This window comes from Acinetobacter sp. SA01 (assembly GCF_011319235.1).
In the GTDB taxonomy this organism is placed as follows: Bacteria; Pseudomonadota; Gammaproteobacteria; order Pseudomonadales; family Moraxellaceae; genus Acinetobacter.
On the sequence record NZ_WXXM01000001.1, the window covers coordinates 117266 to 142878 of the forward strand.

General features: G+C 41.9%; 33 protein-coding genes. 1 reads left to right on the forward strand and 32 read right to left on the reverse strand.

Features of this window, described 5'->3' with window-relative positions; all coding sequences use genetic code 11:
• Positions 1-468 precede the first annotated feature (468 nt).
• The 4 genes from GTU69_RS00585 to GTU69_RS00600 form a co-directional block, all read right to left on the reverse strand.
• Entirely contained in the window at positions 469-1719 is a 1251-nt protein-coding gene (locus GTU69_RS00585; protein ID WP_166166789.1) for a hypothetical protein, read from the reverse strand.
• A gap of 147 nt (positions 1720-1866) precedes the next feature.
• Complete coding sequence (locus GTU69_RS00590) at positions 1867-2100, reverse strand: hypothetical protein (protein WP_166166791.1); 234 nt, start codon at positions 2098-2100, stop codon at positions 1867-1869.
• Positions 2100-2345 (reverse strand): hypothetical protein, encoded by a 246-nt coding sequence (locus tag GTU69_RS00595; RefSeq protein ID WP_166166794.1) that lies wholly within the window; start codon positions 2343-2345, stop codon positions 2100-2102. Before GTU69_RS00595 ends, GTU69_RS00590 begins: the two co-directional genes overlap by 1 nt.
• 31 nt (positions 2346-2376) lie before the next feature.
• Positions 2377-2952, reverse strand: a complete 576-nt coding sequence (locus GTU69_RS00600; RefSeq protein WP_166166797.1) for a recombinase family protein — start codon at positions 2950-2952, stop codon at positions 2377-2379.
• Positions 2953-3240: 288 nt separating this feature from the next.
• On the opposite strand from GTU69_RS00600, the gene GTU69_RS00605 reads away from it, so the two are divergent.
• Positions 3241-4212 (forward strand): hypothetical protein, encoded by a 972-nt coding sequence (locus GTU69_RS00605; RefSeq protein ID WP_166166800.1) that lies wholly within the window; start codon positions 3241-3243, stop codon positions 4210-4212.
• 58 nt (positions 4213-4270) lie between these two features.
• Here GTU69_RS00605 and GTU69_RS00610 read toward each other — a convergent pair whose 3' ends face one another.
• The 28 genes from GTU69_RS00610 to GTU69_RS00745 form a co-directional block, all read right to left on the reverse strand.
• The gene (locus GTU69_RS00610; protein ID WP_166166803.1) at positions 4271-5470 is read right to left on the reverse strand and encodes a tyrosine-type recombinase/integrase; all 1200 of its coding nucleotides are present in this window, start codon (positions 5468-5470) and stop codon (positions 4271-4273) included.
• Between the two features lie 435 nt (positions 5471-5905).
• Entirely contained in the window at positions 5906-6295 is a 390-nt protein-coding gene (locus tag GTU69_RS00615; protein WP_166166806.1) for a hypothetical protein, read from the reverse strand.
• On the reverse strand, positions 6295-6591 hold the full coding sequence (locus tag GTU69_RS00620; RefSeq protein WP_166166809.1) for a DUF6527 family protein: 297 nt from the start codon (positions 6589-6591) through the stop codon (positions 6295-6297). The genes GTU69_RS00615 and GTU69_RS00620 overlap by 1 nt, the downstream gene beginning before the upstream one ends.
• On the reverse strand, positions 6588-7097 hold the full coding sequence (locus tag GTU69_RS00625; RefSeq protein ID WP_166166811.1) for a lysozyme: 510 nt from the start codon (positions 7095-7097) through the stop codon (positions 6588-6590). The genes GTU69_RS00620 and GTU69_RS00625 overlap by 4 nt, the downstream gene beginning before the upstream one ends.
• Positions 7081-7326, reverse strand: a complete 246-nt coding sequence (locus tag GTU69_RS00630) for a holin (protein ID WP_166166813.1) — start codon at positions 7324-7326, stop codon at positions 7081-7083. Before GTU69_RS00630 ends, GTU69_RS00625 begins: the two co-directional genes overlap by 17 nt.
• Positions 7327-7362: 36 nt before the next feature.
• Positions 7363-7590, reverse strand: a complete 228-nt coding sequence (locus GTU69_RS00635) for a hypothetical protein (RefSeq protein WP_166166816.1) — start codon at positions 7588-7590, stop codon at positions 7363-7365.
• A 57-nt stretch (positions 7591-7647) separates the two neighbouring features.
• On the reverse strand, positions 7648-8199 hold the full coding sequence (locus GTU69_RS00640) for a DUF4376 domain-containing protein (protein WP_240921564.1): 552 nt from the start codon (positions 8197-8199) through the stop codon (positions 7648-7650).
• Positions 8199-12782, reverse strand: coding sequence for a phage tail protein (locus GTU69_RS00645; protein ID WP_166166819.1), 4584 nt, complete (start codon positions 12780-12782; stop codon positions 8199-8201). Before GTU69_RS00645 ends, GTU69_RS00640 begins: the two co-directional genes overlap by 1 nt.
• Before the next feature lie 54 nt (positions 12783-12836).
• Positions 12837-13418 (reverse strand): tail assembly protein, encoded by a 582-nt coding sequence (locus GTU69_RS00650; RefSeq protein ID WP_166166822.1) that lies wholly within the window; start codon positions 13416-13418, stop codon positions 12837-12839.
• Positions 13402-14151 (reverse strand): NlpC/P60 family protein, encoded by a 750-nt coding sequence (locus GTU69_RS00655; protein ID WP_166167812.1) that lies wholly within the window; start codon positions 14149-14151, stop codon positions 13402-13404. The genes GTU69_RS00650 and GTU69_RS00655 overlap by 17 nt, the downstream gene beginning before the upstream one ends.
• Complete coding sequence (locus tag GTU69_RS00660) at positions 14151-14948, reverse strand: phage minor tail protein L (RefSeq protein WP_166166825.1); 798 nt, start codon at positions 14946-14948, stop codon at positions 14151-14153. Before GTU69_RS00660 ends, GTU69_RS00655 begins: the two co-directional genes overlap by 1 nt.
• Before the next feature lie 14 nt (positions 14949-14962).
• Positions 14963-15406, reverse strand: coding sequence for a hypothetical protein (locus tag GTU69_RS00665; RefSeq protein WP_166166828.1), 444 nt, complete (start codon positions 15404-15406; stop codon positions 14963-14965).
• Entirely contained in the window at positions 15400-16494 is a 1095-nt protein-coding gene (locus GTU69_RS00670; RefSeq protein WP_166166831.1) for a reverse transcriptase/maturase family protein, read from the reverse strand. The genes GTU69_RS00665 and GTU69_RS00670 overlap by 7 nt, the downstream gene beginning before the upstream one ends.
• 283 nt (positions 16495-16777) lie before the next feature.
• A complete protein-coding gene (gene avd, locus GTU69_RS00675) occupies positions 16778-17125 on the reverse strand; it encodes a diversity-generating retroelement protein Avd (RefSeq protein WP_166166834.1) in 348 nt (115 codons plus the stop codon).
• A 70-nt stretch (positions 17126-17195) separates the two neighbouring features.
• Positions 17196-18449: an SUMF1/EgtB/PvdO family nonheme iron enzyme gene (locus GTU69_RS00680; RefSeq protein WP_166166852.1), complete on the reverse strand. Its 1254-nt coding sequence runs from the start codon at positions 18447-18449 to the stop codon at positions 17196-17198.
• 188 nt (positions 18450-18637) lie between these two features.
• Entirely contained in the window at positions 18638-18802 is a 165-nt protein-coding gene (locus GTU69_RS00685) for a hypothetical protein (protein ID WP_240921565.1), read from the reverse strand.
• A 121-nt stretch (positions 18803-18923) separates the two neighbouring features.
• Entirely contained in the window at positions 18924-19265 is a 342-nt protein-coding gene (locus GTU69_RS00690; protein ID WP_166166858.1) for a phage tail protein, read from the reverse strand.
• Between the two features lie 57 nt (positions 19266-19322).
• A complete protein-coding gene (locus GTU69_RS00695) occupies positions 19323-19742 on the reverse strand; it encodes a lipoprotein (protein ID WP_166166860.1) in 420 nt (139 codons plus the stop codon).
• A 55-nt stretch (positions 19743-19797) separates the two neighbouring features.
• Positions 19798-22308: a hypothetical protein gene (locus GTU69_RS00700; RefSeq protein ID WP_166166863.1), complete on the reverse strand. Its 2511-nt coding sequence runs from the start codon at positions 22306-22308 to the stop codon at positions 19798-19800.
• 56 nt (positions 22309-22364) lie between these two features.
• Positions 22365-22760 (reverse strand): hypothetical protein, encoded by a 396-nt coding sequence (locus GTU69_RS00705; protein ID WP_166166865.1) that lies wholly within the window; start codon positions 22758-22760, stop codon positions 22365-22367.
• 64 nt (positions 22761-22824) lie between these two features.
• Positions 22825-23034, reverse strand: a complete 210-nt coding sequence (locus tag GTU69_RS00710) for a hypothetical protein (RefSeq protein ID WP_346764423.1) — start codon at positions 23032-23034, stop codon at positions 22825-22827.
• Positions 23035-23051: 17 nt separating this feature from the next.
• Positions 23052-23489 (reverse strand): hypothetical protein, encoded by a 438-nt coding sequence (locus GTU69_RS00715; protein WP_166166868.1) that lies wholly within the window; start codon positions 23487-23489, stop codon positions 23052-23054.
• Positions 23489-23968: a phage tail tube protein gene (locus GTU69_RS00720; protein WP_166166870.1), complete on the reverse strand. Its 480-nt coding sequence runs from the start codon at positions 23966-23968 to the stop codon at positions 23489-23491. The genes GTU69_RS00715 and GTU69_RS00720 overlap by 1 nt, the downstream gene beginning before the upstream one ends.
• A gap of 71 nt (positions 23969-24039) precedes the next feature.
• Entirely contained in the window at positions 24040-24411 is a 372-nt protein-coding gene (locus tag GTU69_RS00725) for a DUF3168 domain-containing protein (RefSeq protein WP_166166873.1), read from the reverse strand.
• Positions 24408-24887 (reverse strand): HK97-gp10 family putative phage morphogenesis protein, encoded by a 480-nt coding sequence (locus GTU69_RS00730; RefSeq protein ID WP_166166876.1) that lies wholly within the window; start codon positions 24885-24887, stop codon positions 24408-24410. Before GTU69_RS00730 ends, GTU69_RS00725 begins: the two co-directional genes overlap by 4 nt.
• 6 nt (positions 24888-24893) lie before the next feature.
• A complete protein-coding gene (locus GTU69_RS00735) occupies positions 24894-25220 on the reverse strand; it encodes a phage head closure protein (RefSeq protein WP_166166878.1) in 327 nt (108 codons plus the stop codon).
• A 21-nt stretch (positions 25221-25241) separates the two neighbouring features.
• Positions 25242-25457 carry a hypothetical protein gene (locus GTU69_RS00740; protein ID WP_166166881.1) on the reverse strand — a complete coding sequence of 72 codons (216 nt, stop codon included), beginning with the start codon at positions 25455-25457 and terminating at the stop codon, positions 25242-25244.
• Positions 25450-25611, reverse strand: coding sequence for a hypothetical protein (locus GTU69_RS00745; protein WP_166166884.1), 162 nt, complete (start codon positions 25609-25611; stop codon positions 25450-25452). Before GTU69_RS00745 ends, GTU69_RS00740 begins: the two co-directional genes overlap by 8 nt.
• Positions 25612-25613: the final 2 nt, after the last annotated feature.

The following is a 25613-nucleotide window of genomic DNA, read 5'->3' on the forward strand; positions in this document are numbered from 1 at the left end:
ATCCCACATGCCCGATAATTAAATCGGGCTATCGTGTTAAGGTACAGGCAAGTAAAAGTTAAGAAGTATAAGAACTCTGAAAAAACCAGAATTTTTTTGAATGCTAGGCATAAGCCTACTTTTTGTACAGCTAAGACTTCGCTCATTATTCAATCACAAACATGCTTGAGGTTTTGCATAGCGGTAGCGGTGCAAAATCGAAAGGTGCTGAATGATCTTGGTTGCGGGTCTGTTGGTCTGGGTGAGAATTGACGGAGCGGAGCGTAGGCAATTCGATCGGTGGACGGTTGTTTGTCTTTAGCGTTCGTCACTCGCTTTGCTCGTTCCTCTCGTTTCTTTGTCTATATCTTAAGGTAGATAGGTTATTACTGTTATCAGGCAGTCTTATTTCACAATTCCGCTCTAAACGTTATGCTGTTTGGCTTGGAGCGGAATTGGTGTAAAAAAAAGTGTTCTCAAATTTGCGAATTAAAACCTTTTTACAAGAGCTTTCACGGCGGTTCGTTTTGCCTTATTCAGCCACGCATGACTTTCGATTGAATCGGGTAAACTTCGCTTGTGCCTACTGATACTCACCATGTCAGCCTGTTCTTTTCCAAATGGTTTGACTTGGGTGTAATACGTGTCTTTTTCCATTCCCGTTGCTCGTTTACTTAATTTAGTAAATTGCATTTTCTTGAATCCATAAGTAATGACTGCTGACAATTTGTCCAAGTGAAGATCAATCTCATCGTTGAGAAAAGCTGATTTCTGCAAAGTTACTTCAATACGTGCTCTGTGCTCATCAATAGGCAAAGGTTGCCCACCCTTGTCAGTTCGTTTGAAATACGCTCTCACACAAAACGCATCACTCCGATGATCACCCATGCCGATGTTAAAGCCAGTCTCAATAAGGTCATGTAGGGTATGTGGTGCAGTTGGTATATCTTGCTGTGTCCACTTTGTTTTATAGGTTCGTAACAGCTTAGCATCTACTGGATACTGCATGGCTTTATGTAATTTAATGACCATTGCCGAACCATTATCGCAATAAAAATCAAGCGATAATTCGATTGCATCAATGGTCATGGATTCATACTTTGAGCCATATTGTTTAATCAATAAATCAGTGATCTTTTTTAGGTCGCGCTTGTTACGAATATCATGCAGTCGAATCGTGAATGATGCATCGTATTGATTGATGTGACTCTCATCAAATGCAATGTAGTGGCGTGTGCCTGTCTGCTCTGTGATAAATTTTTTAATGTGGCTTCGTGCGTCAGGTTTTCTGTAAAACTTGCACATTGTTGGATCTACCGTAAACCGCAAGTCTAACCAGTCAATAACAGCTTCGATCTTCGCGGATGAAAAAGGCTCTATATTGATTGGATGGTAAAGCTCGGCATCTTTCACGTTGTCGGCAAGCCTTTCCTGATAGGCGTCAAGAGCTTCATTTAAACGTGCGGTTTCACCATATGGGTCTGTTGTTCTAGTTTCACTTTTCACTGAGAGAAATTTAGGAGGGACAATTTTTGCCGGTGTCGGCTTTGGCTTTTTGGTTCGCTTCGCCTTTTGTTTCGTTGGTCGGCTGTCATCCTCATCGGTAAGTTGGATATCATCCCAAGTGACTGAGAGCTGAGGCTTCTCCTTGAAAGAATCAAGCATGAAGCTGTCTAAATCTGCTGTGAGTTCATCAAGCTCACGTTGCTTAATTGGGCTTAAATATTGTGCAATTCTCATGTTGTACCTAACTGCTTTGAGTCGGTAAAAATGCTATAATGACGCTCAGTTCATTGGTCACTTGCACATGTTTTGCCGACTGTGTAATGAGGAAAAGGAAGTGTTTCAGCACTTCCTTTTTTTTGTATTTGTTGCTCGCTAAATCGTTTAGCGTAGTTGCCGTTTCAATTCGGTGATGACCGCTTGAACGTCAAATTTTTCACCTGTTGAAATTTCAAGGTAATCGACGATCAGTTCCGCCGTGGCTTGTATGCCTGCTTTACTTCTAAGGTTTAAGCCATCTGGGTTCTCAATTGCGTTCTGTACAGCCGATTCAATCAGCTGTTGCATTACGTCTACGGTATTGGCTATAGAATTGTCGGGCAATATTACTTCAATCATCACGCCACCTTTTTGGCTTGGTTTTGGTAGTGACCTGTAGGCTTGAATAAGTTTGAAAACGCTTTCAATCCGCCTAGTGTGTACATCAACTCACCTTCAATTAAGTGACTGTGAACACGTACACCGTCTTGCTGACGCCACTTTTTCGAATTCCAATGTAAGTAACCCCACCATTGTTGCTTTGTTTTGTGCGGCAATTCCTTTGCCAAAAATTGAGCTGCTTCGTTCATCGTGAACATTTGCATTGTCTGCATCCTTACTGTGTTATGACCGCTATCAAGCCGTCATTATTAAAATTTCTTCCTGATGGGCTTTAACAGCACGATCTACCGTACCAACTCCAACACCGAACTGCTTTGCAACTGCCCGATATGACATACCGCTGTCAATTGCTTTTTTCAGTTTTGCATAATCAACTTTCTTGCGTTTATCTTTGTTGTAAACGCCTTTCTCTTTGGCTTTTGCAATGCCTTCCATTTGTCTTTCCTTGATAATGGCACGTTCAAATTCAGCGAATGACGCCAACATATTGAACATTAAGTCTTGCATTGGATTTGCTTTGCCTGCTGAAAACTCCAAATTCTCTTTATGGAATTTTACAGTCACACCCTTTGCATTCAATTTTTTCACTAGATCTTTCAGGTCGGTTAATGAACGTCCCAAGCGGTCAATTGAATGAACATGTACCGTATCGCCTTCTCTCACGTATTCGAGCATTGCTTGAAGTTGTGGGCGTTGGGTGTCCTTACCGCTTGCCTTATCTTCAAACTGCTTGTCGACTAAAACACCATCCAATTGACGGTCAGTGTTTTGCTCGATAGTGCTTACTCGAATATACGCTACATATGCCATGTTATTTCCCCGCTCGGAACATAACTGTTCCGCATGTTCTAGATGTACCAATAATGCTCGTTCCGAGTTTCAAAATCAACCTTGCGGAACACTGAAAGATCAAGGTTTGCGCTATCAATTGGAACGTTCCAATTAAGTACACCATGTGGAACAAAAATTAAGATGCTATATGATCTTCTGATCGTGGATAAAATCATTAGCAGAAAATTATTTAAAAAATTGCCTTCACCCTTGAAGTATAAAAAACAATCCCCAAATACATTTTTTAAACTAATAATTAGGGGATCTATGACAACTAAACCAACAATTTATAAATATGAAGAACTTTTGAAGGTCGAAAAATTTGTACCTGATTATCCAATAACAACCGATACCTTTGCTAATGTGGTATGTGAATACCACATAGTAGAAACTGAACTTAAATGTTGTCTTATTCGAATTAACAATAAATGTAGTCGTCCACACAATAAAGGATATGTGGTCGAATTACAAAATGGGAATTTAAGCATAATCGGCAAAGACTGTGCCCATAACTATTTTGCAGCAAATTCGCAAATCAAGCTCAAACTCGAGACATTCGATAAAGAGTTAGCAATTCGAGAAAGATTAAGTACAGTTTATAAATATGTCGAAAAATACGAGCACATTAAAAAACAACTTGATGAGCTTCATACTACAATCGAGAAAAATCATCAGTACTTATTTCAAATTAAAAATGGCTTAGGTGCAAATGCAAACTTGCTTAATGAACGATACAAAGTTGATAAGCCGACAATTAATGTGAAAGCATACAAGTTTGGTGAAAAAGATAATTTAATCTATCAAGCTACCTACCCTATTGGAAATATCGAGTCTTTATCTCTTTTCGGTGACCATCCCAGTAAAGAAGAAGATCTTAAAAAACTTGGTAAATTATCTGAAGCGTTAAAAGATGCTAAAAGACTAGAGATTCAATTAAAAGCTGGGAATCAAATTAAAAGTAGGGACTTAAAAGAAAAAGTTAGCAGGATCATGAGTCAGCTCAGGGACTTAGACGATTTTATAGCAACTAAAAATCGTATACGGACAGATATACATAAGTTTATAAATTCTGATTTATCAATCTTATGTTACTTAAGTACAAATCCTAGATTACAAGAAAATGCTGCAAATTTCATTCTAGAACTAAATGAGGAAAGTATAGAACCATCCAAATTTATACGTCAGTTGGAATTAAAACTTTCAACCAAGTTTAAATGCCATAGAGTTCATGCTGAATAGCTATCTATTTTCTGCTAAGAGTAAAGGAGGCGATATCGCCTCCTTTACTTATTTGTAATTAGAATTGATCAAGTTCATCAGCCCACCACTGCATCATCATTATACGCTCCTCAAAATGTGCTCCCTTGTCATAAACGCCTTTCACCCCCTTCTTCATATGAGCTAAACAAGCTTCAACCACCTGTGGTTTATCGCTGAACTTGTTATTCAATTGCGTACTAGCAATATGACGAAAACCATGTGGATTTTGTCGATCTTTATAGCCAAGGCGATTAAGTGCCATATTGAATGTATTATCCGAAATTGGCTTTAACAAACTATCTCTGCTTGGGAACAATAAATCCCCTGTTCTATACGTAGCTAATTCTCGTAACAGTGTTATAGCTTGGTGTGGCAAAGGAACGCCGTGGCTAATACCCATTTTCATAATCTCAGCAGGCTTAACCCACACACCTTTCTCTAAGTCGAATTGACCCCAAGTGGCAAACCGCAGCTCAACAGGACGGGGGAATAGCAATACAAACAATTCCAAACCAATAGCTAAACTACGTTTCGGATACCCACGTATCGCCTTTAACAAAGTCGGCAGTTCTTCATATTCGACATACTTCATATTTCCACCTCGGTGTTTGTCGAGATGCTTAGTCATACCTTCAATGGGGTTATATGGCACTCTGCCGTGAAACTTTGCCCAATCATAAGCGTTCCGGCAATATGAGGTTAATTTCTCTACTTGGGTATGGATATTTAAATTACGTTGCAACCCTTGGAAAAAATCGAACCATTCCTTTGGCGAAATTTCATCAAAACTCCGCTTTCCAAACATTGGAATAATATGTCTTTCAATCGACTTAACTGCTTTACTATAAGTCGCTTCCCCCCAAGTATGTTGTTTGGTGTTAAGCCATTCAGACATCAAAGTTGAAAAGTAGCGACTCTTTATATCTTCCGCTTTACGAGCTTTTACTTTCTTCGTTTCCAACTCTACGCCGTTTGATAATTGATTGATCTTTTGTTTAGCAATAGCCCTTGCCTTTGCCCCACTTGTCATTGGATATGAACCTAAGCCGTGGAATGTCCATTTCTGTTCACTATTTTTATAACGTAATTGCCATGATTTCGACCCTGACTTGCGTACCAAAAAATATAGATTGGCTTCAACCAATACCCGATAATCCTTATCTGCTTCAGGCTCTAGGTTAGCAAGGATAGTATCCTGATATGGACGGCGTTTTCCTTTAAGATCTTCTCTTTTCACAACTTTACCAAACAGCTTGTATCACAAGTTCGAGATTTTAAGAGGGATACATGAGGTGATACAAGAGTGCCTCTGCTGTACGGGTTTATATGGGTATATAAGAGGCAATAAAAAAGCCCTAAATTGTTTAAATTCAGGGCTTTGCGTATCATATGAGTGCATATTTAATCATATGATTTTAATGTCTTGGTAGGTATAAGCAGACTCGAACTGCTGACCTCTACGATGTCAAGGACAGACTAATTCATTTAATATCAATAAGAAATTATTAATCTGTCGCATTCCTGTCGCATAAGGTGAAAAACTCACCTGGAGGGCTTATGAATCTTAATAAATGCATCAACTTTAGCAGCGCATTCAGCACCGGTTTCTAGGCTTTCAATATACCGAGTCAGCAATTCACCCATTGTATTGTTTTCCAGGGCCTTGTATTCATCACATGGCACCAATAGGCTTGCGGGAATTGGCGGCAATACGGGCGGCTTCTGCGATTGACATGCCATCATCTGTAAGCTTGCAATCAGTATAAACACGCTGAGTAATAACTTTTTGAGTTTCATGTTTTATGTCCCTAAATTGAATTTTGATGTTTTGGCGCTCAGCTTCAAGCTCTGTTTCGACGGTTGAAACTTTTGTTCTCCAAGCATTAATTGCACCTTGATAAGCATCATTTACTTTATTGATACGCTCAACACACTCAGCATCTGCAACTTTCAGTTTTGAGCTTAAGCGGTTCGTGTATGCAATTTGGCCCAGCCACAAAAAAGAAAGGATCGCTATTGCGACCCAGTATTTGAATTTCAATAAGACTAAAAATATTGGCATTAGAATTCCTCCACTGGCAATAAATCAACGGTTTGGCCAGCTAAACTGTGATTACAATCAGATAAAAATTTAATCTTCCCATCAGTGATAAATGAGTGGCATTGACTTGGATGACCTTGATTTACCATCAATGATGGTGTGAATGTTGGAGCATCTAAATTCCCATTAAAGCCCCATCGGATACGATGCTGTTCCCCAACATGGATAGGATGTAAGGTTTTGCATCCTGGACACTCAATGAAATAGATACCATTTGATTCAAGTAAAACATTACTTACTTTTTTAAACTCATTCATTGCTGTGCACCTATACATTTTTGATAACGATCAATTTGCCGAGTCCAAACCCCATAGCAGTTGTTAGATCGGACTGAGCAATCGCGCTTGGCTACATATTTCCACTTCAAAAGAGACTGGCATGCCTGGACATATTTGCCTTGCTTCAAGTTTCGAAGCATGGATGATCCATTCCAGTTGGCTTGGCCAAAGTTGTATGTGAAGTCCAGATAAGTGTCATATTCCACCTGGGATAACTTCACACCATGCAGCGATTTACGAAAAGCAATCTCATCTTTCGATACATGTGCTTTTGCCCATTCAAGTGCAGTTTTTCGGGTAATGGGTGCATCAGTCATTTTGATTGGCTGACCGTTTGGTTTTACGGTTGATCCGATACCTTGGGTGACTACCCCGCCACCATCTTTATAGGGTTTTTCTGAGTACCCCTCTCGAATTTCTAAAGACGTAAAAAAAGCAGCCGAAGCTGCTAATAGTGCGACTGGAATTTTAATCTTGTTTTGCATCACAACAGTCCTTTTCAATACGCATTTTGCGCTCATGCAGTTGTTGCTCTCGCTTGTCTTTTCGGTATGTTGACCAGCCCTGAATTAATAGACCAAGTACGGCACAAAGGCCGCCAATAATTGCCATCCATTCAGTTGTTGTGAACCCCCCCAGAACTGCGATGCTGCCGCCGGTGAGATTTGTTGCCAAGCCATAGCCGGCAGATGTGCTTGTTGCTGGTTCTGCCATGTGTCCCCCTATATTTTTTGGCATTTGAATTTTCTTTTAAAAGTTTGGCGGCAATTGTTTACGATCAAGTTCAGCAAGATAAGACTGATGGCAGTGGTCTTTTTGCCAAAAAAATAATCCATCAATTAATCGGCGCATGAATCTCCATCGCCAACTTTTATACCGGTTCCGGTGAGCACGGGATGAAATGGTTTCATCTGCCATTCCCCCTAAAAAGGTATTAATTAACTGATCGAAAGCGATCAGGATTTGCAGGATTTTCATGAAATACCCTCATAAAAAAAGCACCCGGTTGGGTGCTTTGAAAATCTCATTAGTGGTTTATAGCGTTACAGCTTCAACATCTTCTTTCGTAGTTGCTGACATTATCGCTTCTCGTGCAATTCTCCCTCGTTGATGTACTGATGCAGTATGTGTTTGCATTGCTGCACAGAGTCGCTGTAATCGGCTTGCTGTGAGTAATCTGGTGGAGTTATCAGCCAAAGTCCAAACCTTGTCTACTCCAGCAATAGAAGCACCTAGTATTCTGCCTTGTGAAACCTGATCTGAGTCATAAATATCGCCATCAAACTCAAACCCGCCAAATTCTATTCGGTCACGCTCTGATTTAATCTCGGCCCATTTCTGAGCCTTGATTTCATCAAGTGTGCGAAGATCGACCCACTCTTTTATGGCGTAATCGAATGTGTGGTTAGGCGTTGGCGGATTTCCGATACTGATAAATTCTGATCCATTCCAGTAGTCAGTCTTTTCTGAATACTCTATATCATCAACAAAATCAGCAGTTGACGGAGTATTAAGTTCAATTAGCTCTTGCAACCCCTCAAGCATAGAATTAATGCTTGAGTCATTGTTGAGAATTACTCGCTTCATTATTTTTTAAGCTCCGTTATAGCCATCGATAGCTCAGAGTCCCTGATAAATGTATTTATGTTACTAGGAGATGCGTAATTAACTCCGTCCAGTGAAATCATTATGGTATACGTAACAGTAGTACCAGATGTTACAGAATCAAGTATAGGAGGAAGAGCACATGCTAGATTATGCCTATAAGCGTCTACGTTTTCGGCGCTTATTTTACCGTCAAAAATACCGTAAAACGTAAATAACTTAATCACAGTGCCATTGCGTAGAACTCTAAGATAGAATACGGTAGAGTTATATGTAGCTTTGTTAGCTACTGTCTGTATACCTATATCAAGTCGTATTTTGCCTCCATTACTTACTGTAGTTATAGAGCTTATTCCTTGACCTCCTACACCAACTGAAACAGCATCATCCTTAATCTTTAGAGTATCAACCTGAAGATTTCCGATCTTCGCACCTGTAATCTGAGCATCTGCAATTTTGGCTGTAGTAATTGCCGCATCATTAATTTTAGCTGTGGTAATTGCAGCGTTATTAATCTTTGCTGAAGTCACAGCTAAATCATCAATCTGCGCGGATTTTACGGCCAGAACTTTAATATTGGCTGTATCAATCGACGCGTAATCAATAAATGCTGATTTCAGATAAGCACCTACTGGGAATACTGTTCCTGTGTTTGGATCGGTATAAGGTGCTGTTCTAAAAATAAACGGATAGTAAGCAGTGCTATCACCACTTCCGATCGCAAACGAATCAAAGTTCAAAATGAAACTAGATTCTTTGCCTGTATTGGCACCACCCCAGCCTGCAATCTTGCCATTCACATCCAGCTTAATGAATTTCTGCGAATATAATCCGTCTACACTTTCACTCACCTCCTGTATTGATGCTGTGTTATTGCCAACTGTGGTTTGCAATGTATTAACCTGGTTGGCAGTGGCTGTTTGCGCTGTAGTCAGAGCATTCACCGTGGTTTGCACAGTTGCAACATTTTGTGTTGCAGTATTGGCTTTGCTAAGCGCATCATCCGCTGTGGTCTGGGCTGCAGTGGTAGATGATTGAACCGTGTCTACCCGTGAAGCCAGTGCACTATCTGCATCAGCTCGTGCTTGTTGTTCAGAGCGAATTAGTGCCTTGCTATTCTCAACCTGACTTTGCACGGTATTGATTTGTGTAGCTAAGGCCACATCAGCATCAGCTCGTGCTGTAGATTCAGTTTGAATTGCTGCCTCATTGCCAGTGATCTTTGCTGTTGTGACATCGATGCGCTGACTTAAAGCTGCATCAGCCTCAATCTGGGCTGTCAGCAATGACCAGGTTCCGGCATAACCAGCTTCACTGCCAATCAAATCGCTAGTTGAGCCCATCATCGATGGGTTGACTTGTGCATAAACACCATCAACCTTGCTTGCATTCGCACTCACACGCCCATCAATCTCAGCAACTTTAGCATCTGTCTGGCTAAGTGCCCCGGCAGATGCCTTGGTTCCCAGGCTAACCGTGATTGCATTGATCTGGGTTGCATTGGCAGATGACTGGGTTGCGGCAGCATTTGCTGTAGACAATGCTGTTGCTGCTGTTTGGCTTGCAGTATCTGCAGTATCTGAGGCCTGGTTTGCAATAGCACTTGCCTGTTGAGCAAGTGATGCTGCTGAACCTGCCTGAGTCGTTGCTGTCTCGGCCTTGGTTAATGCAGTAGCGGCATTGGTTTTTGCTGTTGTTGCATTTCCCTCCGCTATAGTTACACGGCTATCCAAAGCCTGGACGGCTTGGGTATTAGCAGTGGTTGCTGTTACAGCTGAGTTGACTTGCTGTTGAACATTTGCAAGTGCTGTGTCATTACTGGTTTTGTAATTGTTCAAAGCATTCAGGTTGGCAGCATCACCTGACTGACGATCAGTGATCTCTTGCGTCAAACCGTCATCAAGGTCATTTATACCTAGAATACGTGCCTGAGTCTCTTGTGATAAAGCTGTGTTTAATTGATCAACTTCAGTTTGAACCTCTGAGACATTTTGAATCAGATTACCAATATCACCATCAAGCCCTGCAATTGTTTCAATCTTATCAATCTTTGTTTGCAGATCCTGGTGAAGCTGTGTCTCGGTAATTTTCCCAGATAAAATTTCAAGCACCGCAGCTGCATCCGCAGATGTTGTTGCACCGGTCCATGCTGACCAAGGTCCAATATTTCCAATTCGATCGATCAAACGGCCACGAAAAAAGCGGGTCAGATTTGGCTGCATGCCCTGGATTACATGCGTATCAGTTGGATATGCAAATAGCCCAAGTGGTGCGGCATTTGCACCATTAGCTGTACTTGCAATTTCAATTTCAGTATAAGCCGTATCAAGAGCACCGGTTGCTGGAAAATTCCAGTCCAGCTGATAACCAAACAAAATTCCTGTAGCACTTAGGTTTGCAAGTGCTGGCGGCTGCCCAATTTTTCCCTCAAGCGCAGTCAGGATTGAATAAGTTGGAAGTGATGCAACATCAAAAGCATTAATTGCTGTCACGCGCGCCTGGTAATTACCAGCATAAATCCCTGCAACCTCAACAGAGTTATTGCCAGTGACCGGTAATTTAATCCAGCTACCATCATCCTTGCGCCACTCTATCTGATACTTTGTGGCACCTTGAGCCTGTGGCCAGGCAATAATCATGGTTTCAATCGACAAGCCTTGCTGGACCATAGTTTCAGATGAAATCACTACAGATGCGACCGGTGCCTGAATAGTCGGGTTAATGATTGAAATCGGGCGCTCATCAATGAAAGCACCGTAGTCGATTGCATCATATTTTGCAGACTCATACTGAAGTGCTGTAATTGAAAACTGATGCTTCTCATCTTGAGTAATACTCATGACGCGAAATTTCATAGTCTTCAGATCCTGTGCATCAACGACCCAGACATTCTGTGCAGCAACAGAATCAAATGGAACTGTAACAGTAATTAATCTTCCAATTTTAGACGATACAACTCGTACCTGTGCTTTCCCGTCTTCACCATTTACCACCAGGCGATCACCTGCACGGCAGACAACATTATCCCGATCAATTGTGATGACCTTTCGATCTGCAGATACTGCAGAAATACGACCACCATTGGCACGACCAGAAAATAGCTCATCTGCAATTTCGATAACTTTTCCGGGTTGTGGAATATAACCATCAAGACCGACTTTAAAAGAAATGGTCCTGGTTTCAAGCTGCTCAGATTTTAAAGCCCAAAGACCTGCACGCTGCGCCTGACCCTCAGATGTACAGCCCCATGCATCAATTTCTGCAATTCGTACACCCAGTTTTGCGATCGCTGGTTCATCACGCACATAAACATATTCAGTTTTGTAGTGATTTACCGGGTTATCCCAAGCAACTTTGGCAACTGTATGTCGATCACGCGCACGTGTACCTGAATATTCAAAGATTCCATCAATCACATTAGCTCGGGTATATGTGAAATAAGTATCCTGGGGAATATCAGCATCACAAACAATTGAGTTGCCATCCCAGTATGATATTGCCCGGAATACTCCGGCCAATTTACCCAAAATTGAATAAGCATCTTCAGTCGTCTGTAGGTACACATTGCAGGTAAAACGCGGCTCTTGCCCACCTTTACCATCATCTACCATTTGATCGCAGTACTGAGCCAGTCGATATAAAGACCATTTATCCAGCATTGCAGATGTTAGCCGATTGCCTAGCGCATAGCGTTTTGCAGTACAAAGGTCATAATAAATCCATGCCGGGTTATTGGTGTAAGCGCGTTTAAATGTTCCATCCCACATCCCAGTATATGTACGGGAAACTGGATCATAATTTGATGGAACTTGCAGCTTGATGCCTTTTAAATCAACTGCAACTTTGGCTACATTTGAAAATGCTTCTGCATCATATTGCAGCCCAAGCAATGCTGTATTGGGATAGCTGAATTTTAAGTCGATCACCTCGGTCAGCGCATCAATGTACATTTTGTCGCTGATATATTCTGAGGTTGAATTAGGCGTTAATCGACGTACACGAATTGTCCATCCAGTATTGGCTTTAGGTAAGTCAATGCGATGTGAACGCTCATAGTTTGTTGATGTTTTATCTGAAATTTGAGTATTTAATACTTCAACCCATGTACTGCCGTCAGTCTGTAGATCGATGGCATATTTAATGGTGATCCCATTTACATCGCCATTATCTGCATTCTGTTCACGTAATGGACCCCATTTAAGGCGAATACGAACTGCATCAATATCCATATTTGATATTGATCTAACCCACGGTGTATCTGATTTCAATTCAACATTAATGCTACTTTCGGATGAAATATCTGGAAAGCCTTCAATATAGTCCTGATCATTCGCACCATGTCGGAAATCAGCAACTACTTCAAAGTTATTCCCGCCTGCTGGGTTTTGTAGTGGGGTTTCTTCAAGATAAACCGACTGTAAGCCATTGGCCAAGCCCTCTACCTCACCTTCAGATAGGCCATATAGAATTTTAATATTGGTTTTAGATTGTGCTGAATCTGGTGCAATGACTGCTTTTCTTGCTTCGCCACTTCCCGCTTTTGCGCCTTTAATTGCTGTATTCATACTTTCTCTCAGACAATAAAAAAGGCGCTATATGCGCCTGTATATTTCAATTTTTTAAATTAGATCTTCAGGATATTGTCCAGCACTTGCGATAAACCCACCTACTTCGCGCTGGCCGTAAAGTACGGGGACTGGATTGCCTTGTGCTACTGTTGTAACAGCGCCACCGAATCCTTTGTTTGCCTTGTTGCCATCCTGGTTTTGATCTTGAGTATTATCAATTTTTGGCATCAGCATTTGAGCTATACCGCCAACCATCATGCCAATACCAGCACCAACAAGATTTGCACCCCATGCCTGCCCATACGCCATCGCAACAATACCAACTACTACCATTACAGCGCCCAGGATTGTTTGCAGTACACCATTATCACCACCAGCACCAACTACTCGCGGCACAATCTTGATCACCTTGGCGTCAGTATGCATATCAAGTTCAGATTCGCTAATATTTTGCTTGTCCTGGAACACTGCAAAGCGTAAACCTTGTTCATGTGCATGTAGCATGAAATGTTCAAAACCTGGAATCTGAACGCATAAAGCGCGCATGGCTTCACGGGTATTTTCAACTTCAAGCCTAAATTCTTTACCGTACTTTTTGGCCAAGACACCATATAACTTAATTGTTTTGAGCATATCGAACCACCTTTGCAACTCGTTCCTGCCACTGCTGACCAAATATTTCACGGCATGATTTTCGACCATAAGGATGATGTAAGATCAAAGCAGATCCGATGCATGGTTCAGTTTGCTCAGACTTAAGCATGCCATTGTCACCAAGCCAAATTACTGCATGATTAACATGCTCGGTACGACCGACACGGCAGAGCAAGACATCGCCATACTGTGGTTGATCTACTTCAACAAACCCTGCCTGACCAAAGCCTTCCATGTATAGTGATTTATTCTCTTTGGATTCCCACCAGCGATCCTGACGCTCAAAATCAATTAGCTGAATGTCGAGTTCACGCTTATAAAAGTCACGAACAATGGCATAGCAATCCTGAATGCCATGAATATAGTTGCGACCAATTAATGGGGCTTTGTAGCCACAAGGTTCATAGACCTGAAATTCAATCTCTGGCCATGCGCAAATCACCCAGGTTTTTTTATGTAATTCGATCTGCAGCATATCCAGATCTGAGGCACGCGCAGTAGCATTTGGGTGTGAATGCACATAAGCCTGAATCTGGCCAAGATCTTCTGCATTGGCCAGATCTTCAGGATGGATCTCGAATTGATCTTGATTTGAGGAAATATTGCGACATGGCACATAATAGTCATCAATAATTACCCCACAACATTCAGATGGAAAACATTCTTCAGCATGTGCAAGAATGCCTGCCTTCAGCTTTTCAGTTAATTTCATCATAGTAAACTCGACGCTGGAAAGCCTCCAAAACGGCTTTCATTATTGCGAATGCGACATGAAGATAGCCGCCCAGAACATCGATCAAATGCAGGATTGTCTGTTGGTTCATCCTTATCGGTAAATAGGGCTGTACCGGTGTACTGGCACTCTTCACCTCGATAGTTGCCCATTGCACACCAATGACAATAATTTGATATCTGCCGGACTGGTATTTTTAACCCTTCAAAATCAATTGGGTTAGATAGCTCAAAAGTGACTTGCTGAGCATTTTCCGAGGTCTTTTGCTCGATATACCACAGCTGTTCCTTGGCTTCATTTGATGCTGACAAGTTGCCGGCACTAAAATTTTCAGCATCAAGATACTTGGCCAGGGTTGTAATAACTTTAAGCTTTGCGCCGGCAAAATCACCGAGCTGTAGACAATAGGCAGAAACAGCCCCCTGAATACCATTGATATTATTTGCCATGCTGAGTGTTGGTGCAGATGCTTTGCCATCGCTACGCATTTCAAGGCCTGAGACTTCAAGTGCTACTGGACTAAAAACCTCACCTTGCCAGATGATATCTCTGTACCAGGTTTTTTGTTCGCCATCACCATAGATCTCGCCAATCAACTCCGACTCATTCCCAAGCAGTTCACTTGAGCCAATGAAGCTATAAATTCGCTCCCAGTCAGCATGGGAAATATGGCCATGAAAACGTAAAATGCCCGCCCCAAGGGAGCGAACATCCAGTTCAAATAGCGTGATCAGACCATCTACATACAGTTTTTGAAAATCACTGTTCAGCGCCATTTAATCCTCCTGCACTAAAGTGCCAAAGCCTGAGTCCAAAGTGCATCTACTGTAGGCTTATCCATTCCCATCAAGTCAGCCATAACCAGCAAATTGTTACTATGCCGTTCAAACGTGGTTGCATCCTGCCATTCAACCTGAATGATTTGGCGCTGTGTTTGATCTGCGATTTGATTAATAAGCAGTTCAATATCTGCCAGGTTATAGCCATTCAGCACCAGGGCAAGCCGGAATTGCCGGCGAGTTAATGCCGGAACCGGTGGATCTTGATAAGTCACTGCCCAGACATATTCTTGATTGAAACTGGACAATGCATTCAGGATTTGCTGCTTGTTTCCATTGAGAGGAACAACAATCTCAATGACTCCAGGGAAATCCGGCTCAATCGTGCAGCCAGTTTCATTAATTTCCAGGTGATGGATCTCGACACCATCTTTATTTGAGATAAGTTTTAGCATCTGCTTGAATCCTCTGCTTTGGGTAGTAAGACATAGCTCGTTGTATTGCGGTCTATTTTTCTATAAAAAACTGCTTTGGCCAGGATTGACTTTCGTAGGCCATAACTTTGTGCATGTGAGGCATGGGCCAACCAGGATGTGATGGATGCTCTAATCCGATCAGCACTGATTTTCCCCTTGCTATACTGCTTTTTCATAAATCTGATTTTTCGGTGAATCCGTGAAATAGAGCTTTTACGCACACGCCGATGTGTTGGCCACATTTGATAGCCCAGGAAGTCTAGTGCCCGGCCATTTGTTGCGGAGACCGGAAAAATCTGGGTTTTAGCATTGGTTTTTAATTTCAGCTTTTCAAAGAGAAATCGCTCAATATCAATTCTCAAATGCCTGAGATGATCCTTGTCATGGTGAAAAAAGCAAAAATCATCCATATAGCGGATGTAATATTTTTCATTTAGGCGATGCTTTGCGTAGTCATCCAGCTCATGTAAATAAATATTTGCAAACAGTTGTGATGTCAGGTTGCCAATTGGCAACCCAACACCGCCTCCTGATGAATCAATAATTTCATCCAATAGCTTTAAAGTGGGCTTGCATGAGATTTTCTTTCTGATCAGATTTTTCATAACATCATGGTTGATGTTGTAAAAAAACTTGGAAACATCTGCTTTAAACACATATAGCTTGCCGTGAGTTCGCAATACAGACCGCATCATTTTCTGAGCCTGATCTGCACCAATATGTACACCTTTTGCCGCCCTGCAGGCATAGCTATGGTGAATAAACCGTTTTTCCCAGATCGGTTCGATCACCAGCAATATGGCGTGCTGAACAACACGATCACGAAATGGCAGAGCAGCAACATCTCTTTCCTTGGGTTCATAGACTTTAAAAGTTCGGTACTGGCCTGTTTTGTACATATTCCAGATCAATTCATTCTGCAGCTGGATTAGGTTCTCTTCCATATTTAGCTCAAACTTCAGCACCTCACTTCTATTGCGCTTTCCGCGTCTGGCTTTCATGTAGGCACGATGCAGGTTTTCAAAGTCATAAATCTGACTGAATAAATTGTTGTAAGTGATGGCCATGTGTACCTCAAAAGGAAACGGCATGGTTTTTCGCTATTGCTACTTAATCATGCCGTCAGTTCAGTTTTTTAGATTTTCATCTAAGGAGTGCGCATCCTTTTAAAGTGTTCTGCCATGACTCCCTTGAGAGCCAAGTTTCTGACACGCTCTAAGAGCTGGACGCGCCCCGATGTTCGTATTCGTGTTCGTACGGACGTTATTCAAGTTCAAGGCGAACACGCCAGCATTGGCTGCGTTGTTCCAATTGCCGCCACGGATGGGCACGTCGTTGTAACGCACACCCCTATTTACTGTTGCCAGCAAATGCTTTGATCCAGCCACCAATCATGCAGCCGATCTCGTTATTTAATCTTGCCCAGTGTTCATATTTCTTAAAATCGATATAACCTAATTCTTTTGAAATACGCACCTGGGCACGAAGTAGGTCCAGTTCTGCATCTAATTCCTGCAGGGTAGTTTTCTTGTGGTAGCGTTTATTGCAGACAACAATGAGCCGTAATATTTCCCACATTACATGCCTGATTTCAGCAGAAAGGACATGCTTTTCAGATTTTGGAAATTGACGTAATGCAACATAACCGTAGCTAATCATTTCTTCACATTTTTGTCTGATCAATAAATCGGTTGACACAATAGGCCTCTACAAAAATAAAATTAATAACGTGCGTTATCACGCACGTAAACAGATCACACGGACCGGATTACAGACTTACGAAAGCTGGACGCGCCCCGATGCCCGAATGCGTGCCCGTACGGACGATATTCAAGTTCAAGGCGAACACGCCAGCACTGGCTGCGCCGCTCCAATCGCCGCCACGGGCGGGCACGCGCTCACCAGTCATGTTTTTATAAAAGTAATCACTATTATATGAAGCGGTGTTTTCAATATGTGGATATAAGCACAATGCTTTTAGCTTTGCCAAAGCGGCTGCAGTCACAGGCTTGGTCGTTGATAGGTTTCGGATCGCTCCAAAGTTGGCACCATTGATTGTGTAATCTGCTGTACTGCTATCTGCATATTTCACTGTCCCGACTGTAGTTCCGTTACCATCCGGTGTAACCAGGTTGCCGGTTTCACCATCAATTGCTTTCCACTGGACTGAACTTTCACCCATATCCAAGGTCAGTAGTGCCGCATTGTTATCAGCAATTACTTGAATCTCACCATTCACTATGCGCATTCCTGCATTCCATTCCCAGACATTTCCAGAAAGATCTGCAATACCGCTCGGTTTTCGATTATGTCGCCATTCAACCGGTCCAGATCCTGTTAATATACGCGCCGATCCAGTTGTATTGCCTGGATTTAAACCATCTGCACGACGGCCAACTAAAAGTGGATCTTCCGAGCTGCGTCCGTAGTAGCTATTGCCCAAAGGCTGCTGATTTTTCTTGTAGCATTGTAATGCCACAGCAGACCACTCAGCATTGGTAATCAGATGATGGCCATTACCACTAGCCCGCGCAGCTGCTAAAAAGTTGGTGAAATTGGTGGAAACTGTTGGGTCCACATTCGGCAGGCTGAGCAATTCACCCGATACGATTTTGCCCTGATATGTACCAATAAATATTTCAGGCTTTTCTACACCGTTGACGATAAATGCCGGATGTGTACCGCTAAGTGATGCATCGATGGTAGACAGGTCAAACTTTTGAATAATATTCATATAAGTCGGTTGACCTTTTGCGGTATACAGTACGGTCTGCTCACCTCCGGAGGCGAGTTCGACAGACTGACGTAATGAATCCTTAACCAGAATTGTAAGATTGGTTTTGTCTGTATCGATTCCCAATGCAGTTCGGGTTTTATCTACAGTAAGGACACCATCAGCAGCGGCACCAAGGTGTGTATAAAGTTCATTGTCGTTTGCTTGTAGTTTTGCAGATCCTGAGCGGAACGTATCACCGCCAGCACCAGTAGGCGCTGTACCCTGATTAATAACTTGCTTAGCCATAATAATTCCTGATTTTTAAAGTTAAGGAGATACCGGGATGCGGTTGCCCAGTAACCCTTCAGATGATCCAATCATGTATATAGTTGAGCCGAGGAGTAGACCTTTATCGGTGCTACCCTGGGCGATTCGAGTCGTTGGTGGTGTTTGGACTCCACCGGTCAAAACTGTGGTTCTATTCATCGGCTGTCCTACGTTGAAATGGAAACAATGACTTCATCAAAATGTGCAGCCCAAGCCCACATAGCACCAAGGCTGCCGTCAGTGTAGATCTGCATATCCTGGTGATAGATTGTTAGGTCTGTCGGCTGAGTCCCTGAAAATGCAAAACGTACCAGACCGCCCATTGATTGCATGTAAGCTGGAAAGTTTCCGTCCGAAATTTTCTGAGGTGTACGATTTAGTGTTTTCTTTACTGTAGGCATCGTTTTTACTCACAAAAAAGCCCCGACTAAGCGGGGCATGAATTAAATTTAGTTAAGGGTAAAACACCTGGATAAATGTTGTAGAGATTCGCCAAATGTCTCCACCCAGGCAAACAGGACTATATTCACTGGTTTTGACACGAACCTCACCATCCAGTGGTGAATCCCACAGGAAGGAATCGGCACCTTTGTGTTCATCAAAAAAGGCCTTAATCTCTAGGATTAAAGCCTTTTTAGCAGTCTTAGTGAATGCCCAAGTGCCAGACCTGTTGTTAATGCCAACTGAAATGCTCTGCTCATAACCATCACCAAACTTTGATGACAAAGTATTGAATGATGCATTTTGAGAATTGCCCTCCAGATCCGGCTGTACTTCAAATTTTCTGTTGCTCATAAATTGCGTCCAATAAAAAAACCTCCCGAAGGAGGTATTAATTTCTGCTCTTATTGCTTATTTCATTCTGGTAAGTCGCAAATTAAAATCAGATGGAAGAAGAATCCTATATTCTGCTTTTGCACCCGGCTTTAAGTCTGTTTCCTGAGATGTGGATATATTTGGACACATGCCGCCACCAGTATCCAATCTAAAAATATAGTAGTCAGGATTTAAATAAATGACAGCAGACTCATTAGGTCGAATTGAGAATATCTTTATGTTATTAACATAAATATCATGACTACAACCACTACCAATAAAGCCCTTATCTCTTTGAAAAGAGACCTCTACTTGCTGCTCTGATGTCTTGGTGAAATAGGCAGGATTATAAATGCGACTTACTGGAATTGATCCAGCATCACCAGTTGTTATTGGAGTAGTCGAACAACCCGTTAATGTGAGTAATATTCCAGCAAGAACTATTAATTTTTTCATAAATCTACCTCGTTATTTTGAGTAAATTTAACAAAATAGCTATCAAGCTAAAACATTATTTTGCCAACAATCCACCTTGACGTTGCTCCTGGCGAATTACCGCCCGCACTGCATTACCAATCATCTGGCCGAGCTGCTTCTGATCCGATTGGTTTGACTGGGCAGAAACACCTGAATCAGTGACATTGACCTGTATGTGAACATCTCCACCATTCTTTTGATTAGCAATCATGCCCTTCAAATCAGCATTGGTTCGGCTATCTACAACACGTTCACCCTTATCCAAAAGCCATGTGCCCTCTTTTGGAATGTTGTCTATGCCGTCGTGGGCCATACCCATAGGGGTTGCTGCCTCAATTAATGATAGAAAGGACCCTGATTCAATAGTTGCAAGCGCTGCCGCCCCCATTTTCTGCCATACAGTGCCTGGTTCATTTGCATACGCATCAGATGCAGACTTCCATACATTCATGCCTGCTTGCGCAAGATAAAATGATTTCTGAGCAAAAAATAATGCCTGATAAGCACTAGATGATTCGCCAAGCATTGCGCCAAACATTCCTGATAATGCGCCAAGATATTCACCACCATAGCCAACCTGTAGAGCCAAACGATCGCGCTGATATTCTTCTTCAGTAATTAACATCTGCTTACGAGCTTCAGCAAGCAAGTCCATATCTTGCTGATATGGAGATTCATCCAAGCCCATCATAGACTTATAGTCACCCCATACCTGCTCACGCTCAGCATTCTGTTCCATTCCTTGCTGAAGGTTCGCTTGTTTAATTTTTGCATCCTTCATCTCAGGTGAATAAGACGGAGTATTAAGAATTTCCTCACGAACTAAAGCGTAGTATTCCTGCGCGTACTCACCAGCGGACATCCAAAGCTTTTTGGTTTCAAGAAGCTCTTTATCTTGGTTGATTCTCAATTGCTTGCGCTGATATTCATATTGCTCATCAAGGAATTTGAGTTTTGATTCTCTTACCTCATCGGCAATTTTTACGTCATTTTCCGCAATCTCACGATCCATCTGATATGTGTATTCGAGTTTCTTTTCCTCGGACCACTTGTATTGATTGAATTCTAGGTTTAAAGCTTTAAAGTATTCGGCATTTTCGGCATCAAATCGCTTTTGAACTAAAGCTAAATACTTTGCTTGCTCCGAGGCGCTAAAGCCAGAGTTTTTTACCAAGTCTTGCTGTTCTTTTTCATCCCAAACCATATTTTGAAAGTCGGATGCATACGTCTTGGAGATTTGCTCACGATCACGTTTTTGCTGTTCAAGTAGCTGATTCTGCTCTTGCAGTGCTTTATTTGCCCCAGATGTTGCTTTTGCAGCCTCATTCTGCTTTTTAATCCACTCGTCCGACCCTTTGGTTACGCCTGCTTGACTGCCTTGAATTTTAGCCATTGCCGACACAGATTGATTGACAGCATTGCTGTAAATTCTACCGATTGAACTGGCGACATCATCAGCAACCTTTGCATTGTCCTTGGCTGCCATAGCAACACCACTATTTGGTGCTTTAGCCATTGTCACACCAAAGATGGCTGTCTTAGCAAACTTAACACCTGGCAATTTGTCCGCCCAAGTGCCTTTTTCCGCCGCAAGGTCTACAGTTTTCTTCGCATTAACAGCATCAACTGCCAATCCCGCAACCGCATTCGATAGCATCTTAACAACTGCGTAAACCCCCATGCCAGTTGCAGCAACTCCCTTAAATACCTCCCCAAGGGTTTCTCCTGCATCAGACATTAAGTTTGTTTCAGTTGCAGCGTTAGACATACCATCACCGACTGATACCAGCGCTGGCACTAACCCCTGGATGAATTTGTTTTTTGCACCATCAACCTGTAATCCCAGCAATCCCATCTGTACTTTAAGCTCATTGGCTTTGGCTATAGCTGATTCATCCATAATCATGCCAGCACGCTCAGCAGCATCAGCCCAATATTCAAAGCCCTTACCGCCATCCTTTAGGAGTGGAATAAGGTTGGTTGTATCCGATGCCATGCTTTCCAAGTAGAAAGACATTTGTTGCTGAGTAACACCCGCCTCTTCAAGTTTATTTACATAAAGTTGCAGCGCCTGAGGGCCTGAAAGATTTTGCATTTCAAGTGCTAATTTTCTCGCACCTTCCGCAGACCCTTCAGTTTTAATTGCAATTTGCTCAAAGAAATCTACTGCACCACCGGAACCAATTGTGATGAACTCGCCCAATTTTTCATTAAAGTCTTTGAGTTGATCGGATAGCTGCTCCTGACTGATACCCATTGTCTGGGCACCAACAGCCATCTTTTGAAATTCTTGAGTGGTAGTATTTGAGATTGACGCAAAAATCTGTAATTCACGGGCTGCATTAGCGTACTCATTCGCCATTGCAAAAACGCCGGCCCCAACAGCAGCAACCCCAGCCACTGCGATAGCACCATAATTATTAACATGATTTCGCATGTTGTCGAAGCTAAGTTTGGTTTGCTTTTCTGCATCTTTGATTGGTCCTGTAAAGTTACCAATCTTTGCAACTAGATCTAGTGTTAATGTTCCAAGCTTGGTACTCATACAAAACCTCAGGCAATAAAAAACCGCCTTTCGGCGGTTTTTGTATGTTTTTAACTTTATGGAGATACGCATTCAATAAAAAATGCATTTGCATACTCATGGGCGGATAGATTTATTGCATCTTTAGAGGTTAATAGTGGCCGCCTAAACACATCAACGATAATTGATTCCATCGCCTCTTTTGCTTGTGCTGAATCTTTAACCACAACATTAAACATTTTTGATGCATCAACTCCGTTTTGGCGTGCCTTAAAGCTGCTTTCTGCGAATCTTGACATAGCTTCACAATTCTTAATTTGTAAATCCCTGTCCACATCAGACATTGCTTTTTGCTCAACAATTTGAGTAGTAAAAGTCCCATCCTCAAGAACTTTAATTTGTCGATTAACGCCCCCTGTTCCAGCGTGGACAAAAGTGCTAAATACCAATACTAAAAATATTATATTTTTCATACCCCACCCCAAATATTTATTATTCAAGACAAGATACTAATTTACCGAGCAAAAAGAAACCAAGCTAACCTGATTTCTTTTTAATATCTTTCACCCTTTGTTCTTCAAAAGTCAATTCCGGAGCCTTTTCATGAGGCATAAAATCAAAAGCATCAACCTCAACATCACTCCCTACTTTAAACTGCGTGTAATGTGCCATCAAGTTACCGAAACCTTGCTCAATACGCCGACCAACAAAAAGGGAGCCTCTCTTTTGTCGAAAGGCTTTCCATATTTGGAGTTCGGCATTGCTTAGGTTTCTTCTTGCTTCTGCGATGGTTCGCCCACCGATTCCGCAGCTGACGAGTTCACAGTAGAATTCTGACTCTTCGTCGAGATCCAGTACTTTCCCGTGAAATTGATAACCTGATCAGCAGCCAAATACATTGCGACTTTCATTTCATCAGACACTTGGCCCGTACTCTTTAAATCAGGAAAAAACGGTTTATCCTTCCCCTCAAAGACAGTTTGTACCAACATTGCATCACGGTATTGATTGATGGTGTATTTTTCGTCTTTTTTAAGATTTAAAATATCTGTGATATTTGCAACTTCATCTGAAGACAGGACTTTAATATAAATCTCGCCTTCAAATGGTTTACCATCCACATCACGAAACTTAATAGTCTTTTCAACCAGGTTGCCAATACCGACTGCTTTTTTTGCTTTCTCTAAAGTCAATTTAGCCATTATGGAGTCACCTTAAATTCTTCAGTTACTTCGGTTTGTCGCTTCATGGGAATTGTGTGATTCACCATCGCATCAACAGCGAACACTGGAGAACCTTTACGAAGAATTGCTTCGAAGTGCGACCATGTGCGAGTGGTAGGCAATGTGATATCACTGCCCGTTAATGTTGGCTCCGCAATACCATCCGACCAACCTACATACACCATCACCGTTTCTTTATTGGCAGCAAGCTCCAACAAAGTCATATGCGATAAGTTTTTAGGATCTGTATCGATTTGAATTGAGCCTTCACCTGGTGTACTAAGTCCAAATTCAGAAGTTTTGGTACTCGCTTCTTCCAGACATGTTGTATCAATTTCACTGGCGCTATCATCACCCAGAGCTAAAGCTTTAATACAACCCATCTTTGTTAATGTTGGAACAGTACCATGGACAATCCATACCGCTGTGCCGTTTGATAAAACGCCTTTTTTCGCCATGAGTAGCTACTCCTCAAATTTTGGCATAAAAAAAGCACCCGGTTGGGTGCTATGTGGAAATTAAAATCTGTTTAGCGATCTAAAAACCAATTCGCATCAAAGCCACGACCAAAAATATTGGTATCGGCTTTGCGCTCGAAGTGATTTGGGTGAAACCGTGTAACGTGGCAGTACTGCTCGATGACGTTTAAAACTACTTTTCGTACCTCTGATGCCCTGGTCTTGTTTGTGTCGTATACAACAATCTGAAAGGACACATGATCAATATTAGGAGGGCAATCCAGATTATTCTCCGGTAGAGCTGTAATCATCGTCCAGACTGCGTAGGGATAACTGGTTTTATCTGGTGCTATGTCTTCAAAGATGCGAACCGGATTTGTACCAAGCACAGCCCTTACAGCATCGACAACACTTAGCACTGGGAATACGGGTAAAATATTCATGAAATCGTTCCTTTCGCAATTGCCTTATCAATAGATTTCATAAAAGTGTTGGCAAATTCATCTGTAACTTTTTGCAAATTTTGTTGTAAGGCTGGTCGCATAAATGGAGTTGCAGGCATTTTACTTGTTCCGAATTCTATATAACGCCAATAAACAGTTTCACCACCAGGCAAAGCAGCAAGTTTTGCACGGTCTGTTTTCCCATTAACTGCAGCACCACCCATGATCCCAACACGCATCACTACTTTACCAAAATCACGGGTTTTACCATTTCGAATAACAATATTTTTCTGGATGTCTTCACGGGTTTTGGGGTCATCAATATATGCCGCTCCCATTTGAGCGGAAAGCTGGACAATCTTCATGGCTTTACGCGCAGCAGATCTTGCACGAGAGCGTACTTTTTTCACGTCCTTAAGTTCTGCAATTTTCTTGTTGAACTCATCTAGCCCGCTAATATTTAAATCAACTTGCATAAGATATTATCCCAGCAGGGACAACTCGACAGTCATATAGGTTAAACCGTCCACGTTGTCAGGTTTGGGTGGAGACACAATCTGAAAAATTTGACTACGATGGATCACACGCATTTTGGTTGTAATGTCATCACGCTTATTGAGTTTTAATCGGGCGGTGGTTTCAGATCCAGCAGCTTGGGCTGTGATCGTATCTTTAACTGAAAGAAACTCAATTTTACCCCAAAGGGTTTTGTAATCGGACCAGATCAAGTCAGTCTCATTGTTGTAATCATCGCGCCCAGAATTGGATGCTTGAATTGTGACACGATGACGAAGTTCATTTGCACGCATATAAAGCCTACCTATTTACCGTTAATCATCATCAAGACATTTATGGAGATCGTCTTGTGTAGTAGGTTCATCGCTTTCTGTAAGCTGGATTAGCAGCTCACTAATCAATGCGTTTTGCTCATTATTAACCATAATTAAACGGTTATTCTGCTCAGTCAGCAGATTATGCTGGGCCAGCAGTTGGTTATTTTGGATCAGTAGATTTGCAGAAAATTGTTCAAAGTCAAAATTACTCATTATTTCCTCCATGGTATAACCATGCTTCATAGGCCATCTGTACAGCAGGAATTGCAAACTCACCATCACGGATCATAAAAAGACGTTCTCCATGTATAAAAATCATATTTTTATAATACTTAGAGCACTTGACCCAGCTTATAAAGGCATCCATAA

Excerpts from the sequence above, each read along its gene's own strand:
- GTU69_RS00620 (WP_166166809.1), bottom strand. The coding sequence starts at position 6,591 with ATGAATGAGTTTAAAAAAGTAAGTAATGTTTTACTTGAATCAAATGGT.
- GTU69_RS00720 (WP_166166870.1), bottom strand. The coding sequence starts at position 23,968 with ATGGCGAAAAAAGGCGTTTTATCAAACGGCACAGCGGTATGGATTGTC.
- GTU69_RS00740 (WP_166166881.1), bottom strand. The coding sequence starts at position 25,457 with ATGAGTAATTTTGACTTTGAACAATTTTCTGCAAATCTACTGATCCAA.
- GTU69_RS00630 (WP_166166813.1), bottom strand. The coding sequence starts at position 7,326 with ATGGCAGAACCAGCAACAAGCACATCTGCCGGCTATGGCTTGGCAACA.
- GTU69_RS00595 (WP_166166794.1), bottom strand. The coding sequence starts at position 2,345 with ATGCAAATGTTCACGATGAACGAAGCAGCTCAATTTTTGGCAAAGGAA.
- GTU69_RS00650 (WP_166166822.1), bottom strand. The coding sequence starts at position 13,418 with ATGCTCAAAACAATTAAGTTATATGGTGTCTTGGCCAAAAAGTACGGT.
- GTU69_RS00685 (WP_240921565.1), bottom strand. The coding sequence starts at position 18,802 with ATGCAATCAATGGGCGGTCTGGTACGTTTTGCATTTTCAGGGACTCAG.
- GTU69_RS00745 (WP_166166884.1), bottom strand. The coding sequence starts at position 25,611 with ATGGATGCCTTTATAAGCTGGGTCAAGTGCTCTAAGTATTATAAAAAT.
- GTU69_RS00670 (WP_166166831.1), bottom strand. The coding sequence starts at position 16,494 with ATGGCCATCACTTACAACAATTTATTCAGTCAGATTTATGACTTTGAA.
- GTU69_RS00690 (WP_166166858.1), bottom strand. The coding sequence starts at position 19,265 with ATGAGCAACAGAAAATTTGAAGTACAGCCGGATCTGGAGGGCAATTCT.
- GTU69_RS00615 (WP_166166806.1), bottom strand. The coding sequence starts at position 6,295 with ATGCCAATATTTTTAGTCTTATTGAAATTCAAATACTGGGTCGCAATA.
- GTU69_RS00640 (WP_240921564.1), bottom strand. The coding sequence starts at position 8,199 with ATGAAGCGAGTAATTCTCAACAATGACTCAAGCATTAATTCTATGCTT.
- GTU69_RS00585 (WP_166166789.1), bottom strand. The coding sequence starts at position 1,719 with ATGAGAATTGCACAATATTTAAGCCCAATTAAGCAACGTGAGCTTGAT.
- GTU69_RS00590 (WP_166166791.1), bottom strand. The coding sequence starts at position 2,100 with ATGATTGAAGTAATATTGCCCGACAATTCTATAGCCAATACCGTAGAC.
- GTU69_RS00680 (WP_166166852.1), bottom strand. The coding sequence starts at position 18,449 with ATGGCTAAGCAAGTTATTAATCAGGGTACAGCGCCTACTGGTGCTGGC.
- GTU69_RS00605 (WP_166166800.1), top strand. The coding sequence starts at position 3,241 with ATGACAACTAAACCAACAATTTATAAATATGAAGAACTTTTGAAGGTC.
- GTU69_RS00625 (WP_166166811.1), bottom strand. The coding sequence starts at position 7,097 with ATGCAAAACAAGATTAAAATTCCAGTCGCACTATTAGCAGCTTCGGCT.
- GTU69_RS00660 (WP_166166825.1), bottom strand. The coding sequence starts at position 14,948 with ATGGCGCTGAACAGTGATTTTCAAAAACTGTATGTAGATGGTCTGATC.
- GTU69_RS00715 (WP_166166868.1), bottom strand. The coding sequence starts at position 23,489 with ATGGCTAAATTGACTTTAGAGAAAGCAAAAAAAGCAGTCGGTATTGGC.
- GTU69_RS00705 (WP_166166865.1), bottom strand. The coding sequence starts at position 22,760 with ATGAAAAATATAATATTTTTAGTATTGGTATTTAGCACTTTTGTCCAC.
- GTU69_RS00730 (WP_166166876.1), bottom strand. The coding sequence starts at position 24,887 with ATGCAAGTTGATTTAAATATTAGCGGGCTAGATGAGTTCAACAAGAAA.
- GTU69_RS00725 (WP_166166873.1), bottom strand. The coding sequence starts at position 24,411 with ATGAATATTTTACCCGTATTCCCAGTGCTAAGTGTTGTCGATGCTGTA.
- GTU69_RS00695 (WP_166166860.1), bottom strand. The coding sequence starts at position 19,742 with ATGAAAAAATTAATAGTTCTTGCTGGAATATTACTCACATTAACGGGT.
- GTU69_RS00665 (WP_166166828.1), bottom strand. The coding sequence starts at position 15,406 with ATGCTAAAACTTATCTCAAATAAAGATGGTGTCGAGATCCATCACCTG.
- GTU69_RS00735 (WP_166166878.1), bottom strand. The coding sequence starts at position 25,220 with ATGCGTGCAAATGAACTTCGTCATCGTGTCACAATTCAAGCATCCAAT.
- GTU69_RS00655 (WP_166167812.1), bottom strand. The coding sequence starts at position 14,151 with ATGAAATTAACTGAAAAGCTGAAGGCAGGCATTCTTGCACATGCTGAA.
- GTU69_RS00700 (WP_166166863.1), bottom strand. The coding sequence starts at position 22,308 with ATGAGTACCAAGCTTGGAACATTAACACTAGATCTAGTTGCAAAGATT.
- GTU69_RS00645 (WP_166166819.1), bottom strand. The coding sequence starts at position 12,782 with ATGAATACAGCAATTAAAGGCGCAAAAGCGGGAAGTGGCGAAGCAAGA.
- GTU69_RS00600 (WP_166166797.1), bottom strand. The coding sequence starts at position 2,952 with ATGGCATATGTAGCGTATATTCGAGTAAGCACTATCGAGCAAAACACT.
- GTU69_RS00635 (WP_166166816.1), bottom strand. The coding sequence starts at position 7,590 with ATGAAAATCCTGCAAATCCTGATCGCTTTCGATCAGTTAATTAATACC.